This window comes from Paenibacillus pinisoli (assembly GCF_003605435.1).
GTDB classification, from domain to species: Bacteria; Bacillota; Bacilli; order Paenibacillales; family Paenibacillaceae; genus Pristimantibacillus; species Pristimantibacillus pinisoli.
Map to the genome: position 1 here is coordinate 47763 of NZ_QXQB01000004.1, position 18139 is coordinate 65901.

The 18139-nt window shown below is 52.3% G+C and carries 10 protein-coding genes and 1 pseudogene; 10 read left to right on the forward strand and 1 reads right to left on the reverse strand.

The features are described from left to right. Positions 1-7 precede the first annotated feature (7 nt). The 6 genes from D3P09_RS17420 to D3P09_RS17445 all read left to right on the forward strand — a co-directional run bounded on the left by D3P09_RS17420 (position 8) and on the right by D3P09_RS17445 (position 8991). A complete protein-coding gene (locus tag D3P09_RS17420; protein WP_120112598.1) occupies positions 8-988 on the forward strand; it encodes an ABC transporter permease in 981 nt (326 codons plus the stop codon). Between the two features lie 46 nt (positions 989-1034). Then, positions 1035-1925 carry a carbohydrate ABC transporter permease gene (locus D3P09_RS17425; RefSeq protein WP_120112600.1) on the forward strand — a complete coding sequence of 297 codons (891 nt, stop codon included), beginning with the start codon at positions 1035-1037 and terminating at the stop codon, positions 1923-1925. A gap of 71 nt (positions 1926-1996) precedes the next feature. Then, positions 1997-3685 (forward strand): extracellular solute-binding protein, encoded by a 1689-nt coding sequence (locus tag D3P09_RS17430; protein WP_120112601.1) that lies wholly within the window; start codon positions 1997-1999, stop codon positions 3683-3685. Positions 3686-3849: 164 nt separating this feature from the next. Beyond that, a complete protein-coding gene (locus tag D3P09_RS17435; protein ID WP_120112603.1) occupies positions 3850-5520 on the forward strand; it encodes an extracellular solute-binding protein in 1671 nt (556 codons plus the stop codon). A 42-nt stretch (positions 5521-5562) separates the two neighbouring features. Further along, entirely contained in the window at positions 5563-7137 is a 1575-nt protein-coding gene (locus tag D3P09_RS17440) for a response regulator (RefSeq protein ID WP_120112604.1), read from the forward strand. A 15-nt stretch (positions 7138-7152) separates the two neighbouring features. Then, positions 7153-8991, forward strand: coding sequence for a sensor histidine kinase (locus D3P09_RS17445; RefSeq protein ID WP_120113319.1), 1839 nt, complete (start codon positions 7153-7155; stop codon positions 8989-8991). Positions 8992-9403: 412 nt separating this feature from the next. On the opposite strand, the pseudogene D3P09_RS17450 reads toward D3P09_RS17445, so the two are convergent. Further along, positions 9404-10921, reverse strand: a pseudogene (locus D3P09_RS17450) (catalase); the annotation flags it as partial. A 182-nt stretch (positions 10922-11103) separates the two neighbouring features. Here D3P09_RS17450 and D3P09_RS17455 point away from each other — a divergent pair. The 4 genes from D3P09_RS17455 to D3P09_RS17470 all read left to right on the forward strand — a co-directional run bounded on the left by D3P09_RS17455 (position 11104) and on the right by D3P09_RS17470 (position 18136). Beyond that, entirely contained in the window at positions 11104-11772 is a 669-nt protein-coding gene (locus D3P09_RS17455) for a tetratricopeptide repeat protein (RefSeq protein WP_120112607.1), read from the forward strand. Positions 11773-11798: 26 nt separating this feature from the next. Beyond that, positions 11799-13547: a sensor histidine kinase gene (locus D3P09_RS17460; protein WP_120112609.1), complete on the forward strand. Its 1749-nt coding sequence runs from the start codon at positions 11799-11801 to the stop codon at positions 13545-13547. 123 nt (positions 13548-13670) lie between these two features. Beyond that, the gene (locus D3P09_RS17465) at positions 13671-15260 is read left to right on the forward strand and encodes an SWIM zinc finger family protein (protein WP_120112611.1); all 1590 of its coding nucleotides are present in this window, start codon (positions 13671-13673) and stop codon (positions 15258-15260) included. Beyond that, a complete protein-coding gene (locus tag D3P09_RS17470; RefSeq protein ID WP_120112613.1) occupies positions 15257-18136 on the forward strand; it encodes a DEAD/DEAH box helicase in 2880 nt (959 codons plus the stop codon). The genes D3P09_RS17465 and D3P09_RS17470 overlap by 4 nt, the downstream gene beginning before the upstream one ends. Positions 18137-18139: the final 3 nt, after the last annotated feature.

Here is an 18139-nt window from a genome sequence, read left to right on the forward strand (position 1 = left end):
GGATACTATGTCGGAGACAACGACGAACAAGCCATACCCATCGTCTTCGCCAGGGCTGAAACCGGTGAAAAAGACCAATCCTTTCCGCCGCTTTTGGAAGCAGATCGATGTGCAGCTTATGGTTCTGCCCGGGATATTGCTTGTGTTTGTTTTTTCTTACATCCCTATGTACGGCATATTAACAGCGTTCATGGACTACGACATCTTTACTGCACACCGAATATTTGAGAATCCATGGGTAGGCTTCAAGCACTTCAAAGCGTTCTTCGACGCTCCGAACTTCATGACGCTCATACGGAATACGATTGTGATCAGTTTGCTGAAATTTTTTATCGGCTTTCCGGCGCCAATCGTGTTGGCTTTAATGCTGAATGAAGTTCGCCATATGGTGTTCAAGCGGGTAGTTCAGACGATTACGTATCTGCCCCATTTTATGTCTTGGGTTATCGTAGGCGGCTTGGTTATGTCGCTTCTCTCCACAGACAACGGCAGCGTTAATATTCTTCTAAAGGGAATCGGGGCGATTGAAGAGCCTATTAACTTCCTTTCGATAAAAGAGTACTTCTGGACCATTCTGATCTCAACGAACGTGTGGAAAGAAGTCGGATTTGCCTCCATCGTATACCTGGCCGCGATAGCCGGTGTCGACCCGAATCTGTATGAAGCGGCGGATATCGACGGAGCGAGCAAGTTCAAGCAAATTTATCTCATTACGATTCCAACGATTATGCCGGTTATATTAATCTTTATGATTTTGGCTATCGGAAGTCTGCTTAACGCAGGATTTGAGGATATTTTGATCCTGGCTGAGAATCCGCTGCTTAGGCCGGTATCAGATGTTATTGATGTGTATGTCTATCGGATTGGTCTGCAGAACTTCAAGTATTCTTTTGCCGCAGCGATTGGCCTGTTCAAAGCTGTCATCAGCATTATGCTGCTGACGATCGCTAACTACTTGGCGCGAAAAGCGGGAAGCAGCCTATGGTAATTTCGGAGCATGCCGGATCAATGCGGGAGGTTGAAGGACAGTGAGAATGAAGCGTATCGCTCCAAGCGATCAAGTGATACTGGTTGTGATTTATATTTTCTTGATTTTGTTAACGATTTCGACGCTATACCCCTTTTGGAATGCGCTGGTTGTTTCGTTTAATGCCGGCATCGATACGGCCAAAGGCGGTGTGACGGTATGGCCAAGAGTGTTCACGCTGGAAAACTACAAGACGGTCATGAACGACAGCAAATTGCTGAATGCCTTTATGATCTCCATTTATAGAACAGTAGTTGGCACCGTGTCTGCGATATTCTGTACAGCTTTGCTGGCCTACGGAATGACCAGATCGTACCTGATGGGACGAAAGTTTTATATGATCTTTTTCATCTTCACCATGTACTTCGGCGGCGGATTGATTCCGACGTATCTGGTTATCCGCTCCCTTGGGCTTATGGATAATTTCCTGGTATTCATTATTCCTGCGCTTATCAGCGTGTGGAACATGATTATATTCCGTACTTTCTTTAAAGGTTTGCCCGCCGGTCTTGAGGAATCGGCGCAAATTGACGGCTGCAGCACATGGGGAATCTTTTTCAGAATCATATTGCCGCTGTCGGGTCCTGTCATTGCCACGCTGGGATTGTTTACCGCCATTGCACACTGGAACGACTGGTTTGTGCCAAGCATCTATATTTCCAATGTGGACCTGCTTCCGGTTCAAACGATACTGAGGCGGCTGCTTAACGCCAACATTGTGGATTTGGCAGGCGTGGATTCAGGCACCGTAGCAAGAATTCAAGGGATGCAGCAAATTACGAGCAAGTCGCTTACGACGGCAACCATGATGGTGGTTACGCTTCCGATCATTGCGGTGTATCCATTTGTCCAAAAGTATTTTGTAAAAGGCGTATTGATTGGTTCCCTGAAAGAGTAGCGGGTTATGAACCATGGTTTAGGGCGAAGTCGCTTTGAACATATAACATTTATTGAGAGGGGCAACTGCAAATGATGAAAAAGAAGTCGCTGCTATTGATCGTATCTGCGGTCTTGCTGTTCAGCACGATGCTGGCAGCTTGCAGCAACTCCGGTTCGAACACGGAGAAACCGTCGCCTACCGCGCCGGCATCCAACAATCCTGGCAACAATGGAGGGGGAACAGAGGAGCCGAAAGGAGATGCATGGGAATTTGGCTCTGAGCCGCTGTCGTTCTCATTGTACTACCATTACAACTGGGCTGACTTCTTGGGAATGGATGAATATCCGGCAACCAAATGGCTGAAAGAGAACAAGCAGCTGGATATTAAAGCGATCCAAGCCAATGGCAGCGCCAACGATGTCATGGCTACGATGATTGTCGGCAACAAGCTTCCAGATGTGATCTGGATGGATCGTTTCCACCAAGACTTTGACCGTTTGTACCAAGCGGGACAGCTCGTGCCGCTTGACGATTACCTGGAGAAATATCCGAACCTTCTGAAGTGGGCGGGCAAGGAGAAGCTGGATTTGCTTCGTTCCCCTGACGGCAAGCTGTACAAATTCCCGAACTGGTATACAGATAAATCTACCAATACAGCAGGTTATGCCATCAACAAAAAGATCCACAGAGAAATGGGCTCCCCTACGCTTGAGACGATCGACGACTTGTATAAATATCTTGTAGATGTAAAAGCGAAATACGGAGACCAGGTTATCCCGTTTGAGCCAGACCGCGCAGTAGACGGCCAAGGCGTGGGCGTTCTCTACACGGCATTTAAAGAAGGCGCATTGTACGATTCCGTGGGCAGACAGCTGATTGGCGTTCCTAATGGCGATAAGCTGACTTCTTTGTTCACAGATCCTGCTTTCCGCGAATCGCAGAAGTTTGTATCCAAGCTGTACCGTGAAAAGCTGATGACTCAAGACGCATTCACGCAGACGGATGAGATGGTCACAGAGAAGCTTTTGGCCAATCGCGTAGCTGTATATGCAAGCTCCAACGTTACGCAAAAAACGAATTTGGCGCATTCCGAAATTATTAAAGAGAATCCGGATGACGGTTATTTTGTAATCTGGCCGTTCCATAAAGCGGGTCTGGATAAAAACAAAATTTATCCGGGCGGATACGATAAACTGGGCTGGAACGTTGCCGTTATTACGAAAAATGCCAAAGATCCGGAAAAAATCTTTGCATTCCTGGATTGGTTCACAGGTCCGGACGGCATGAACCTGCAATTCTTCGGACCAGAGGGCAAGAACTGGAAAGGCTACGACGGGGAAGGCTCGCCGATCTTCACCGATCAGTTCGATCCGGTTGAGGTAGCGGACATTCAAACGAAAAACACTTGGATTCAAATTGTAGGCAATACATCGTATATTGATCCTGCGAAGATGAAGATGGAAGAAAGGCTGCCTGAGAAGGACCGCAACTGGCAAGCTAAGTATCAAAGCGAAATCACATGGCCGACAGGCATTGATATTACTGAATTCAAGGACTTGACGCCTCCGACCGACAGCGAGGAAGCGAATATCCAGACGCTGATGACTGAACTGCTTACGCAAGTGCTGGCAGAGTCCTCGCAAGCCAAGTCTGACAGCGATGTCGATAAAATTCTCGATAAAGCGGAAGCAGATGCGAAGAAGTCCGGGTATGAGCGATTGCTGGAATGGCGCACAGAGCAATGGCAAGCAAAACGTAAAATTCTGGGACTTAGCTAATCCCGCATAGCAGATCCAAGCATCCCAACAGGTTCGGCAGAACCTGCTGGGATGTCTGTGCATTCTTTTATATTCATCTTTTCTATATATTGTTAGTGGTGATTTTGGTATCATTAGACTAATCAAAATCGAAATTACCATTCTTTCAAGGGGGCGCAAGGTCAGTGAACAAGAAGAGAGAGATGTTCATGCGACTTCTGCTTACAGCTTTGGCGTTAGGATTGATGTGGGGCTGCAGCAATTCCGGGACTAAGGTTAACGAATCGGAGAAGAATGAACCTGCGCCAATCGACGACAGCGGGCTGTATGAAAACGGCTTGTACATCCTGGGCAAGGAAAGGCTGGATATTACGTTCTACGGCCATTACAGCTATTATTCCATGCCGGTATGGGGGGCGGATCCCGCATCCAGGTGGATCAGGGATCAATTCAATATCCATATTACGCCTATCAGCTCGGACGGAAAGGCAAGGTATAAGCTGCAGAAGATGATTGCCGGCAATAACTTGCCGGATATCGTGTGGGGCGATCGGGATTATGACCTGGAGCAGATGCGGGAGGCAGGCATGCTTGTGCCGCTGGATGAGTATATCGAGAAATATCCGAACCTGAAGCAATGGGCTGGGGAGAAAGTGCTGGAATTGCTCCGTTCTCCCGACGGGAAAATCTATTATTTCCCCAACTATTATACAAGCCAGCCTTACGGCAATGCGGGATATGTCATTAACAAAAAGATATACCGCGAGCTGGGATTCCCGCCGCTGGATACGACGGAGGATTTGTATCAATATCTGCTTATGGTGAAGGAGCATTATCCGAACGTTATTCCGTTTGAGACGGGGCAGACGATGGAAGGGCATGGCATTGACCAGCTGTTCTCGGCTTTCAAGGAAAATAATCTGGGCTTTACCAGACTTTATGCTGTAACGGAAGGCGACCGGATGACGTCTATCTATAAGGATCCGGCATTCCGGGAGTCGGCCGTATATGTGGCGAAGCTGATGCGGGAAGGCCTGATTGCCGGAGATGCGATGACCCAGACGGAGGATCAGGTGACCGAGAAGCTGGTGCAGGGCAGAGCGGCCGTCTATGCGAGCGCGAATCCGATGATTAACGGCATGGTGGGAGATGCCGCGCTGCGCAAGATCAATCCTGATGACGGATATATGTTCATCGAGCCGATCTACAAGCAGGGGCTGGACCGGTCCAAGATCTACCCGGGCACTTACAATCTCTTGGGCTGGAATGTGGCGACTATAACGACCAGCGCGAGAAACCCGGAAGCGATCTTCGCTATGCTGGACTGGATGACGGGGCCGGAAGGCTCGGCTGTCCAGATGTGGGGACCACCAGGGCCGGAAGGGTACTGGAATGGCTTTAGGGAAGACGGCATTACGCCTAACTTCACGGCCCGTTACGGGACCGATCAGAAGGAACTGGCGGAGATCCAGGCGATTTCGGGCGACATGATATGGGTAGGCAATACCGTTTATCTAGATAAAACCAAAAGCGAATACGAGCAGACCTTGCCGGAGGAGCAGCGGAACTGGTCGTCGTATTGGCAGCAAAATATTACGTGGAAATCGCAAGGCGATGCGACGGAATTCATCAATGTGCAGCCGCCGCCGAATTCGGAGGAAGGCAAAGTGATGAACAAGCTCAAGGAAATATGGCTTGATGCGCGCAGGGATGCGTTTTTCGGCAAAACCGACGAGGAAGTGCTGTCCATATTGGACGATGCGCATCGAGCTTCCGTCGAAGCGGGGTTTGACCAGTATTTGAGTTACATCACGAAGAGATGGCAAGATAATTTGAAAGTTCTGAATAACGAATAGCAACTTACATTCAGCATTGATGCTTCATGGGGGGAAGAGACGATGTACAATGTGCTGTTGGTGGATGATGAAGAACTGGATTTGGAAGGAATGAAGCAATTTATTCCTTGGACGGAGCTGGGCATGGAGGTCAAGGGTTCTGTCAACAATGCGCTGTCCGCCTGCGAGGTGCTGGATCAGCATGCCATTGATATACTCGTAAGTGATGTGAATATGCCCTATATGTCGGGCCTTGAGCTGGCCCGTATCGCCCTGCAGCGGAAGCCTAATATCCGCATCATCTTCGTAAGCGGATTTCAGGAATTCAGTTATGTGCAGCAAGCCTTGTCGCTCAAAGCTTACAATTATGTGCTGAAGCCGATGGACGACAACGAGCTGATCGCTTCGCTTATGAAGGTGAAGCGCGATCTGGACGAGGATATTAAGCACCGGGAAGTCGAGGAAGCGTATCAGAATATGATTCCCATCGCCAAAAGCGACCTACTGCTGCGGCTCTTCGAAGGGGAGGATCCGTCGGACCGCGACTTCATGTCGAAATTGACGAAGACGCATGAGCTGCATCGCATGAAGTGGCCGGTGCGGGTAGCGGTGATGGAGCTGGATCTGCTCTCCAGAACGGACGATAATGACCGCTCTAGGCTGGAAGTGTCCAGAGTGTTCCTGAAGCAGCTTCATGAAGCGGTTAGCGCCGGGGGGATTATTCCCTATTGCAAGCTGAATACCCAGCGGATCGCATTGCTGCTGGAGGCTGACGGGATTGAAGCCAAGATTGCGAAGCTGCTCGATTCGGCCCAGCGCCGTCTGAACTTAACAGTCACGACAGGGCTCGGCGCGCCGGTGCATGTGCCGGAGAGGCTTCATGAATCGTATGCTCAAGCTATTCAGGCTGTTGAAGGCAAGATGTTCCTCGGGAAAGGCGCCATTATCAATTACGAGGAAGTGAGCGCGGAGCCGGGCATGCTCGATTCGCGCATGCTGGACGCCCATATGAACGCTTTGATGAAAGCGGTTAAAGAATATGAACTGGTTCAAATCTATGATGAGTTCGAAGGATTGTTCCGGTCATTGACGAGCCTTCGCTCCAAGTTTACGGTCCATAACTTGACGAACTATATTATATGGAAGCTGGATCAGCATCTAAGCGCGATGAATGAGGATCTGTTCGAGCTGCTGGGCATCGATATCCGCAACCTGGATATCTTGCTCCAGTTCGAGACGGTTAACGATATCCGCAGATGGCTGCTTTACCGAGTATTCGAAATTTCGGAGAAGCTGCATCAGAAGAACAGCACGAAGGACAGCAAGTTTATCCGCAACGTTATGAAGACGATCAAGGACAGAATGAGCGAAAACATCACGCTGAAGGATATTGCGCAGCATTTTTCCTTTTCGCCAAGCTATCTGGGCTTTCTGATCAAGGAAAAGTCGGGTCATACGTTCAATGAGCTGCTCGTTCAGCTGCGCATGGAGCGTGCGTGCGAGCTGCTTAAGACGCCGGGCATGAAAATTTATGAGATTGCGGATCAGGTAGGCTATCGCTATCTGCCGTATTTCAGCAGGCAATTCAAAGAGAAGTTCGGCATGACGCCGTTAGAATACCGCAAAAGAGAGCAGTAGCTTATGGAGGGAAAGATGAAATCGGCCTGGGAGAAGCGAAAACGCCTGGGATATATGCCAATCGGCTATAAGCTCATGCTCTCATATCTTGTATTTATTATTATTCTCATTACGGTGAACGGCTACATCTCTCACACGATGTATGATAAATCCATGCGGAATCAAACCAGTGCGAACATAAAAAATACACTGGTTCAAATTCGGGATAATGTGTCGTATAAAACAGACGATATTATCCGAATATCATCTACCTTGTATGAGGACGATAGTTTTATAGATAGTTTGCGGATCGAGCCCACTGATAAAAGGGAAATTAATGAGCGCTACGATAAGGTGCTGAGGCCGAAGCTCGAGAGCGCGTCCAAATCAATCGGATTAAATTTAAGAATGTTTGTCTACTACAACAATTCGACCATTGATGAAGTGTATGTCAACTATAATAAACCGGAGGCGCAATATCAGGAAAAGGTCATTAACCTGCTCAAATATAACCGGATCGTTCACCAGCCATGGTATTATTCTTTTCCTAATGAAGAATACGGTGTAACGATGCAATGGAAGCAAGTAGAGGACGACCGGGGGGACGACCGTATATCCATGATTCGCCGGATTATGGATTTGTCCGTACCGACCAAGATGAAGGAAGTCGGCATGATGAGGTTCAGCGTGCTGATTGAGGAGTTATTCGAGAGCGTCTACTTCCGCAATCTAGGGGAAGGGGCTGTCTTGCTCGTGAAAGACAGGACGGGGAAAATCATTTATGCCTCCAATCAGCAGCTGCATGATGCGAAGGAGGCGAGCGAACGCGCCCCCATCACTTTGGCTTCTATGGCGAAGGCGCATCCTCCGGGCGAGTTTCTAACGCTGCAAGAATACATGCCCAAGCAGGGGTGGACAATTGTCGCGTATGTGCCGCTGACGATCATCAAGCAGGAGGCCGAGCGCGTCCGTACATATATTTTGTTGATCTGCCTTCTCTGCTTCGTCTTGTTTACATTTACAGGCATCTTTATGTCCCGGTACTTCTCCAAGCGGATTACGAAGTTTGTCTCCGTCCTGAACGCGTTCCGCGAGGGCGACTTGCACAAGAGGATCTCATATCGGGGGAAGGACGAATTCTCGCAAATTGCTACGGCGCTTAACGGAATGGGCGAGGATGTAGAGGCGCTTATCAATAAAGTGTATTTGACCCAGCTGCAAAAGAAGGAAGCGGAGCTCGAGATGCTGCAGACGCAGATCAATCCGCATTTTCTATACAACACGCTGTCGTCTATCAACCGGCTGGCCAAGTTCGGGGAGAATGAGAAGCTGCAGAAGATGGTCGTGGAGCTGGCGAAGTTCTACCGGCTGACGCTGAATTCCGGCAGAACGCTTATTCCGGTCTCCTCTGAGGTGGAGCAGGTCAACGCCTATCTGGATATTCAGAAGGTGAAGTATGGACGCAGGCTTGAGGTTACGTTCGATGTGGACGTCAACGTATGGCAATTCGAGACGATCAAGCTGATTCTTCAGCCATTCGTAGAGAATGTGCTGAAGCACGCGTGGAGCGGCGACCGGATTCATATCCGTATCGTGGCCAAGCTGGATGGCGGCGACATTCTGTACCGGGTGATCGATGACGGGATGGGTGTGCGGCAGGAGCGGATTGCGGAGATTATGAGCGCTTCGAACGAAAGCGAGACGGGCTTCGGCATCCGCAATATACATCAGCGCGTTCAGCTGCAATACGGCGAGCAATACGGGGTGTCGATCTTCAGCCTGAGAGGCGCAGGGACCTCCGTCAATATTCGAATTCCTGCCCGAAAGCGAAAGCTGTTCCTGGAGGACTTGGAGGACGATCAAGGGAGCGGCTAAGATGATTGCCGTAATGCCATGGCCAAAAACAAACTGCGCAAGACTTATCCTTCCGATTGCTGTTGTAACCAGATTCCTTCTGAACAACGAGGCTAAGGGGGGGAATCCGGTTACAAAGGCTTCTCCAGGATAAGTCTTGCTCCGTTTGATCCGGCCTGGTCAAAGGGCTCTGCAGCAACTTAGAATACACATGAAAGGGCAGTGCGGGAATCCTGAAGTGCACCCCCTAAAGTATTCATCGGTTTACACCATGGGTGTTTTCCAATGTCTACTTTAAGGGGTGCACTTCATCCCCCAGCACTGCCTTTTTTAAACCTTAATACCCGTCAGTGGAGTGCCCGAGTTCCGCCGACAATTCCATGCCTTCATTGGCGGGATGGGTGCCCACATGGTCTCCGGGCCCTCCCGCCGTCTTCAAGCCTTCCGCTACACGTCTGCCGTAATCGGCATCCGCTTCCGTGAAGTGACGAACCATCGTCTCCTGAATATAGGCGGTGCAAGTGCTGAGCGCATCCACCAGGTTGGAGATCAGCTCATCCTGCTCCCAAGCTTCCAGGCTGCGATAGGTATCGCCCGCCTGCTTGAAGTTGTTTTGGCGGTCAATGGGCTGGCGGGTCAGCTTGTCGTTGTACGGAGGCTCATGCGGCTCGCCCGGCCGGTCCGCTTCCGCCAGTCCGCCCAGGGAAGACGGCTCGTAGTTGACGTGAGGGTTTTGTCCCGGCGCCACATCGACGTAGAAGGCCATCTGCCCGTCTCGCTGGTTGGTCGCTACCCGCTTTTTGGGAGCGTTGATCGGAAGCTGCAAGTAGTTGCTGCCCACCCGATAACGCTGTGTATCCGAATAGGAGAAGGTACGGCCTTGAAGCATTTTGTCATCGGAGAAGTCGAGTCCGTCCACTAACACGCCCGTGCCGAAGGCGGCTTGCTCGACCTCGGCAAAGTAGTTCTCCGGATTGCGGTTCAGCACCATCTTGCCGACAGGCAGCATCGGGAATTGCTCAGCATCCCATAGCTTGGTGTCGTCGAGCGGGTCGAAGTCCAGTTCCGGGTGCTCGTCATCGCTCATCCACTGCACCCGAAGCTCCCACTCGGGATATTCGCCGCGCTCGATGGCTTCATACAGGTCCTGAGTCGCATGGTTGAAGTTTTTGGCCTGAATTTCCTCGGCCTCCTTCTGCGTCAGATTGCGGATGCCCTGCAGCGGCTCCCAATGATATTTCACAATAACGGCGTTGCCTTCGGCATTGACCCACTTGTATGTATTGACGCCGGAGCCTTGCATCTGGCGGTAGTTCGCAGGAATGCCCCATGGAGAGAACAGGAATGTAATCATATGCGTCGCTTCGGGCGATTGCGAGACGAAGTCGAAGAAGCGCTCCATGCTTTGCACGTTCGTCACAGGATCGGGCTTGAACGCATGCACCATATCCGGAAACTTCATCGCATCGCGGATAAAGAAGATTTTCAGGTTGTTGCCGACAAGATCCCAGTTGCCGTCCTCAGTATAGAACTTCGTAGCGAAGCCGCGCGGATCGCGGAGCGTCTCCGGCGAGTGTCCGCCATGAATAACAGACGAGAAGCGTACGAATACCGGCGTGCGCTTGCCCGCCTCCTGGAACAGCTTGGCGCGGGTATATTTGGCGATCGGTTCATCTCCCAGCTTGCCGTAGGCCTCGAAGTAGCCGTGCGCGCCAGCGCCGCGTCCGTGCACGACGCGCTCCGGCACGCGCTCGCGGTCGAAATGCGATATTTTCTCGATGAAATGGTAGTTTTCCAGAGTAGACGGACCGCGGTTGCCGACCGTACGGATGTTTTGATTGTCTGTGATGGGATGGCCTTGGCGGTCCGTCAACGTTTCTTTCGTCTCGCCGGGCGCGGGCTCCCCGCTGGCAGCGCCGGAAGCCGGCCTGCCGTCATTGTGCGCAGTCATAGGATCTCTTTCCACCTTCACATTAATTTGGAAATCGCTCCAGCGTATTATGGGCCAGGGGTGTTTTTTTTATGCGATGAACCTAGGGAGAAATTCGTATGAAAGGGACTCATGACAACTCTGTTTATGATATGATTGGACTATATGCCATTTCATAAATATTGGGTATTGTGGAGGATGACATGCTTAAATTTACATTTTTATTCCTTTGGCTAAGCTGGTTGCTCGGCAATCCAATAGTCGCTGTTATAATATTGCTGCTCATTCTATATGCGCTGGACCGCAGATTCGTTGGCCTTATGCCAAGCTTGTGGAAGCCGTTCAAGCGAAGGAGCCGCATCGCGAAGCTGAAGCAGCATATCGCTTCATCTCCAAGCGACGTTTCTTCCAAGCATGAGCTGGCGCGTCTGCTGATTGAGGGCAAGAAGTTCAAGGAAGCCTCTGCCGTGCTGGAGCCGCTGCAAGGGGCGCTCTCGGAATCAGCCGAATATTGGGATGATCTCGGACATTCTTATTTGCAGCAGGGTGATTCGGAGAAGGGCGAGGCCTATACCGAGCATGCTCTGAAGCTGAATCCCAAGGTCAAGTATGGCGCTCCATACTTGCGGCTGGCGGCTGCTCGTATGAGACATAATCCGGAGCAGGCATTAAAGGATTTGGAGGATTTCCAGAGCATTCATTCTTCTTCATGCGAAGCCTACGACAAGCTGGCGACGATCTATAAGGAAATGGGCCGGACCGGGGATTCCAAGCTGGCGGCCCAGGAAGGACTTCGCTTGTATAAAGCCTTGCCGCGATACAGGAAGCGCTCCGAGCGTAGGTGGGCGGTGCGATTGCTGCTCAAAAAATGATCAGATAAAGGGGCAAGAGTGGACAGATGCAGCGCAATGTATGGCTTATGGCAATCAGCGTGATCGCCGCGTTGATCCTAATAAACAATACGGTCTATTACTTCTTGACGAAAAAAACGCTGGAAGACGGTCATAAGCAAGAGATGCTGCGGCTCGCAAAGCAAATTGAGCAGTCTGTGGAGCAGGCGCGCAAGGGTGCGGAGTTCTATGAGGAGCAAATTGCCAGAGAGCTGAGAACGGCGTCGATCGCAGCCCAATATGCGCTTGATCCGGATATCGAGAAAGTAACCAATGAGCAGCTTCAAGAGCTTAGCGAGAAGCTGGATATCGCCCATATCAGCTTGCTGAAGCGAACCGACGACGACATTGTGCTGTACCAATCCTCTGATCCTACACAGCCGGGAACAAGCACGAAGAAGTGGAAGCCGTGGCATGAGATCTTCCAGCAGCTGTTCAACCAGGAAGACTTGGCGGGCGACTGGCTGGGCCAGAGGATGACGAATTTCTGGAGCGGTCCGTTCGAGACCTCCTCTACCGACAAGAAGAAAATATACAAGTGGGGCTATTATTATGATGGGACGACAAATTACATTATCGATCCATACGTAGACTTCAAGAGCAGCCAGGAAATGTACATGCAGATTGCCGGTGTGGACCGGCTGCTTACGGATTTGGTAGAAAAGGATGATTCGCTTCTGGAGATTGCGGTATTCAATCCGCGCACATTCCCGGAGGGCATCCAATCGGCAGATAGCGAGGGCGAGCTGAAGGAGCATGTCGTGCAGCGTTCCCTCTTGTTCGGCAAGTATGGGATAAAGTCGGACAGTGATGCGCAATCCGTTCAAGAGGCCTATCATTCCAATAAGATAGTGACCTATATGGACAGGATCGACGGACGCCATGTCTATAAAATGTTCATTCCTGTATCGATGAGCGACCGCGAGATGAGCGTCGTGGACGAGCAGGGCAATCCGCTCAAGAACTACGTCCTTGCCATCAACTCGGATTACGGCATTATTCAGGAAAAGTTGAATGAGCAGTTTCTGAACCTGGGACTTATTATTACAATGCTTACGCTGGCAAGCTTGATCATAGCGGCTATTGCCATGAGATATGCCAAGCAGTCCAGGGACAAAGCGGTAGCTGTTACCCAGGAGACATACGCCGAGGAGATCAACAGCCTATTTCATTCCATACGCGCGCAGCGGCATGATTTTATTAATCATGTGCAGACGATTCATTCCTTGGCTGAACTGAACAAGCATAAGGAACTGATCGCCTATACGAAAGAGCTGACCGGCGAAATCAAGGTGATGAACGATATTATCAATATCGGGAACCCCGCTATTGCGGCTCTTATTCGCTCCAAGATCTCGCAGGCGGAAGGATACAGAATCAACTTCCAGTGCCGGTTCAACGGGCTCAGGCTGCAAGGCATGGGCGGCAAGACGCTTGATATGAATCGGATACTGGGCAATCTGATCGATAATGCATTCGACGAAGTGCTGAAGTATGAAGAGGCTAAACGAAATATTCTGCTTGAAGGCGACCAAACGGAGCATTATCTTGAATTCCGGGTAACCAACACATGCGATGAAGCAGAGGATCGGGCACTGAAGCCTTTATTCGAGGCAGGCTATTCCACGAAGCAGGATCAGCATCAGGGATTGGGACTTGCGATCGTCAAAGGGATCGCAGAGCGTTACAAAGGGGAGCTTATGGTCATTGCAGAGAGTCGGGACCAGCTTGCTTTTATCGTTCGACTTCCGTTATAAAGAGGGACTTGTTAAGATGTGAAATAAGCGTCATTCGACGGAAGGCAGTCGTCGTTATGGCGTTTTTTCTGTTATAATGGAAAGAATGCATTGTACGGGAAAGAAAGCGGGTGAAGAACTCCTATGCGCCTCGACGAGAAGCTGCACGCTGCCTTCGAGCAGCAGCTTGGCAACCATGTATCCGGCACAATCATTAAGCGTGGATGGAGTTATTATAAGGACGGTCATGTCCAGAACGCGCAGGAAACCGTTCATGATACCTTGACGGGAATTGTACGGGGGACCGATCTTTATGCTGTTGTCATGGATGCGGAGCATTTTGGCTACAGCACATGCACTTGCCCATTTGATGGTTACTGCAAGCATATGGTTGCCGTTTATTTTCAATATTGCGCGGATGCCCTTGGAGGCGAACCGGCTGCGGAGCAGTCTTATTTCCGCCTGCTTGGGTTGGTGCCGGCCAGCACACTGGCCAAAAGGGGGAATTCCGAAGAATCTCGCGGCGAAGAGATTAGCGATTTGGGAGAGGAAGGGAGCGCTCTTGAATGGCTGACTTGGATGGAAGGGGAATATGGTGAGACGTGGAGAAAATGCCGGCACTCCCTCCATGCGCTGCAGCCTGTCCTCTCCGGACTGAAGGGCTTGTCCAAGGATTGGGACACGAAGCGCCGGCGTCTGCATTGGTCTGCCGCCATCATGTTCGTGCTGGAGCAGGCAGAGCGGGCGATTAATACAGTAGACAGCTTCAGCCGGTATTATCACGAGATGTCGTTTCTGAGAATGGCGGAGCCGTGGATCGAGCATCTGCATACGCTGGCCGGAGAACTGGAGCCGGCTTCGATGAGCGATGCGGAGCGGGCGTGGTGCGACGAATTGATAGGCCGCATGAAGGCGCGAGCGCTCCTTATGGAACGCCAGCTGTTCGAGTGGGGCTATATCTATCTGTCATTCTGCGAGAAACTGTCTGCCGATCCAATCTGGCACAAGCGGGAGCTGGATTCGCTGCTCTCAGAGCTCGGCATGCCGCATGCGGGCGAACGCAATGATTCGTTCTTGCATGCTGCGATAGGCATGCTGTATTTTTTGCGGAATGAAGACGAGAAATCCTTGCATTATTTCGCCCAAGGCGCGTTCGAGCGTATTCAGAAGCTCATCTATCCTTGTGTTGCCCAGCGCATGGAAGAAGGCTCGTGGGAGTCGGCAGAAAGCTGGATGGCATTCCTCTATGAACGGGTGTACCAGAACCGGAACGCCCGCAACATTGGACCCTTCATGGCGCTGTGCCGCCGTGCGGACACAGACCGTCCGGAGCTTCCGCTCTGGAACGATTATATGACGGAGCTGCTTCCGTATTCCTACACGGAGCTGTCGGAGCACTGGCTGAATCTGCAGCGGTACGAGGATTGGGCCGATTTGCAAATGTTCCTGGGCGTAAAAGCGGAGGAGATCGATGCCGCCGCTATGCGGGAAGTCGCGAAGGCGGCGCCGCAAGTTCTGCTGCCGTTGTATCACCAGTCCGTCGACAGCGCTATTGCCTCACGGAACAGGCAAGGCTACCGCCTTGCCGTCAAGCAGCTCAAGAAGCTGGAGAAGCTGTACAAATCGACCAAGGAATCGGCGAAATGGGACGGTTATCTGGCGGAGCTTGTCTCCAAAAACCAGCGGCTGCGCGCGTTGCAGGAAGAGCTGTGGAAAGGGAAGATCATCACATGAGAACGCTGACGAACCCGAGAGAATGGACCATAGACGGAGCTTGGCATGGCGAGCAGGGCGAAGCCGGTATCCGATTGTCGGGTATCGAACGCAAGGATATGGCTGACGGCAAGCTGAGGGCGCTGCTATTCGGGTGGCACAAGGCATCGTGGTATGGGGCGGAGGTCGAGGAGCTGCGTTTAGGCGCGGATCTGTATTTGAGGCTAAGCCCTCTTCTGGCCATCGATTATTTGTCCGCTCCGGCGCCAGTGCGTCTGATGCGGATCATCTGGACCCCTCGATTGGCGGTATTGATGCGAATCGCAAGCATGTTAAGGGAAGCTCTGCTTAGCGGCTGGTATGAGCCGGATTGGGCCAATTGGTCGGAGGAACGCAGAGCATGGAGCCTGGCGATACCGGATGAGCGGGAGGAACTGGCAGGGCTATGGGAAGGGCTGCTCCAGCAGGCGGCCGAGCACGGGGACGCCGATGTCCATCGCTGGCTTGGCGATGCCATTGAAGAAATTATTGAGGGTGACGAGGAAGCCGGCAAGCATTGGCGCTCGATTGCAGCCTCAGCAGGCGAAGGTGTCTTGAGGCGGAAGGGCGCCGACGAATCGGAATGGCTTGTTGCCATTGGATTCAAGAAGGATATGCTGCCGTTCCGGGTGGCGCTGCAGCTGGCGGAGCCTGCGGAGGGCAGAAGCTGGCGCTTGCTGCCCGCGCTTCAAAGCCGTGAGGGCGGAGACTGGATGCAGCTGGAAGCCGACGCTCCCGGTACGGGTGCCGCTCCTGCCCTGCCGGAAGAGTGGGAGCCCTTCCTGGCGCCGAAGCTGGAGAAGGAGGAAGCGAAGTGGGCTGCAGTGCTGGCGCATCTGGAAGAGCGTCCGGGTGCCATCAGGAAGACGCTTGCCGAGCAAGAGGCATGGTCGTTCCTGGAGCATGACAGCATCGCGCTGCTGGAGGCGGGCGTCCCGGTGCTGCTGCCTGCATGGTGGGAGGCAGTGCGCTCCAGGAAGCTGCGCCTGCGGGCGAAGCTGAAGTCTTCTGTCGGCTCTGCTGCGCAATCGCTGTTCGGACTGGATCAGATTGTTCAATTCGATTGGAAGCTGGCGCTTGGCGACGTGCAATTGACCGAAGGCGAATTCCTTCGCATGGCGGAGGAGAACAAGCGGCTGTTCCAGGTGGGCAATGAGTGGGTCCATCTGGATCCGCAGGATGTGGCGGAAATCCGCCAATGGATGAAGCGCGTCGGCAAGCGCAGCGGCTTGACCTTCCGCGATGTGCTGGAGATGCACTTGCGCGGAGGCGCCGAGCTGGACCTGGGCGCCGAGGATACGCATAGCCTAAGGGCTGAGGTAGAGCTGAACGAGCATTTGACTGCCTGGCTGGAGCAGCTGCAGCATGTTAGCAAGCTGCCGCTAGTCGATCCTCCGTCCTGGTTCAGAGGGGAGCTGCGGCCGTATCAGCAGCAAGGGGTTTCTTGGCTCCTCTTCTTAAGAAGGTTCGGTTTTGGAGGTATTCTAGCCGACGATATGGGTCTTGGCAAAACAATTCAGTTCATGGCATATTTGGCCGCGGTGAAGGAGCGGGAAGACGGCGCGAACGGCCCGTCGCTGCTCATCTGCCCGACATCCGTGATCGGCAACTGGGAGAAGGAGATCGCGCGGTTCGCGCCAAGCCTGCGGACGGTTCTTCATTATGGCGGTAAGCGGCCGAAGGGAGAGGAACTGGAGGAAGCTGTACGCGACGCGGATCTGGTGATTACCTCCTATTCGCTGGCGCAGCTGGACGAGGAGGAACTGGCGCGGGTGCACTGGAACGCGCTATGTCTGGACGAAGCGCAGAACATCAAGAATGTCTATACGAAGCAGTCGGGAGCGATCAGGAGACTGAAGTCCCGCCACCGGATCGCGCTTACGGGCACGCCGATGGAGAATCGGTTGACGGAGCTATGGTCGATCTATGACTTCGTCAATCCGGGTTATCTCGGCAGCCTGCACGATTTCCGGCGGGCGGTGGTCGCGCCGATCGAGCGTTCAAGGGACAAGGAGATGATCGACGGCTTGCAGCGGTGGGTGAAGCCATTCATGCTGCGGCGCGTCAAGAAGGACCCGCTTATTCAGCTTTCATTGCCCGATAAGATTGAATCGAAGAGTTATATGACGCTGACTACCGAGCAGGGAACGCTGTATGAGAACATCGTATCCGACCTGATGGAGAAGCTGGATAAGCTCGATGCGATGCAGCGGCGCGGGCTGATCTTGTCTAGCTTGACCAAGCTGAAGCAGCTGTGCGATCATCCTTCGCTGCTGCTGAAGGAGGCGGACGATGCCGCATGGGATGTTGAACGTTCGGGCAAGATGGCCCGCTTGCTGGAGATGTGCGAGGAGATCGCGGCAGAGGGCGAGCGCTGCTTGATCTTTACGCAATATGTAGAGATGGGCGAACGCATTCAGAAGATGCTGCAGGAAGGACTCGGCATGCCTGTTCCTTATCTCCATGGAGGAGTGCCCAAGGTGAAGCGCGATGAGATGATTGCAGGATTCCAGTCGGAAGAAGAGCCGCGCTGCGCATTCGTGCTGTCCCTCAAAGCAGGAGGCACCGGACTTAACTTGACGGCGGCCAACCATGTGTTCCACTTCGACCGCTGGTGGAATCCCGCAGTCGAGAATCAGGCGACGGACAGGGCGTTCCGGATCGGCCAGACGAAGCAGGTCCAGGTGCATAAGTTCATTACGCTCGGTACGCTAGAAGAGAAGATCGATGAGATGATCGACAGCAAGCAAGCGCTGAGTGAACAAGTCGTCAGCGGATCGGAGAACTGGATTACCGAACTCAGCACGGATGAGCTGAGAGAGCTGTTCGCGCTTCGCGAGGGCTGGCTGAAAGGGTGATAG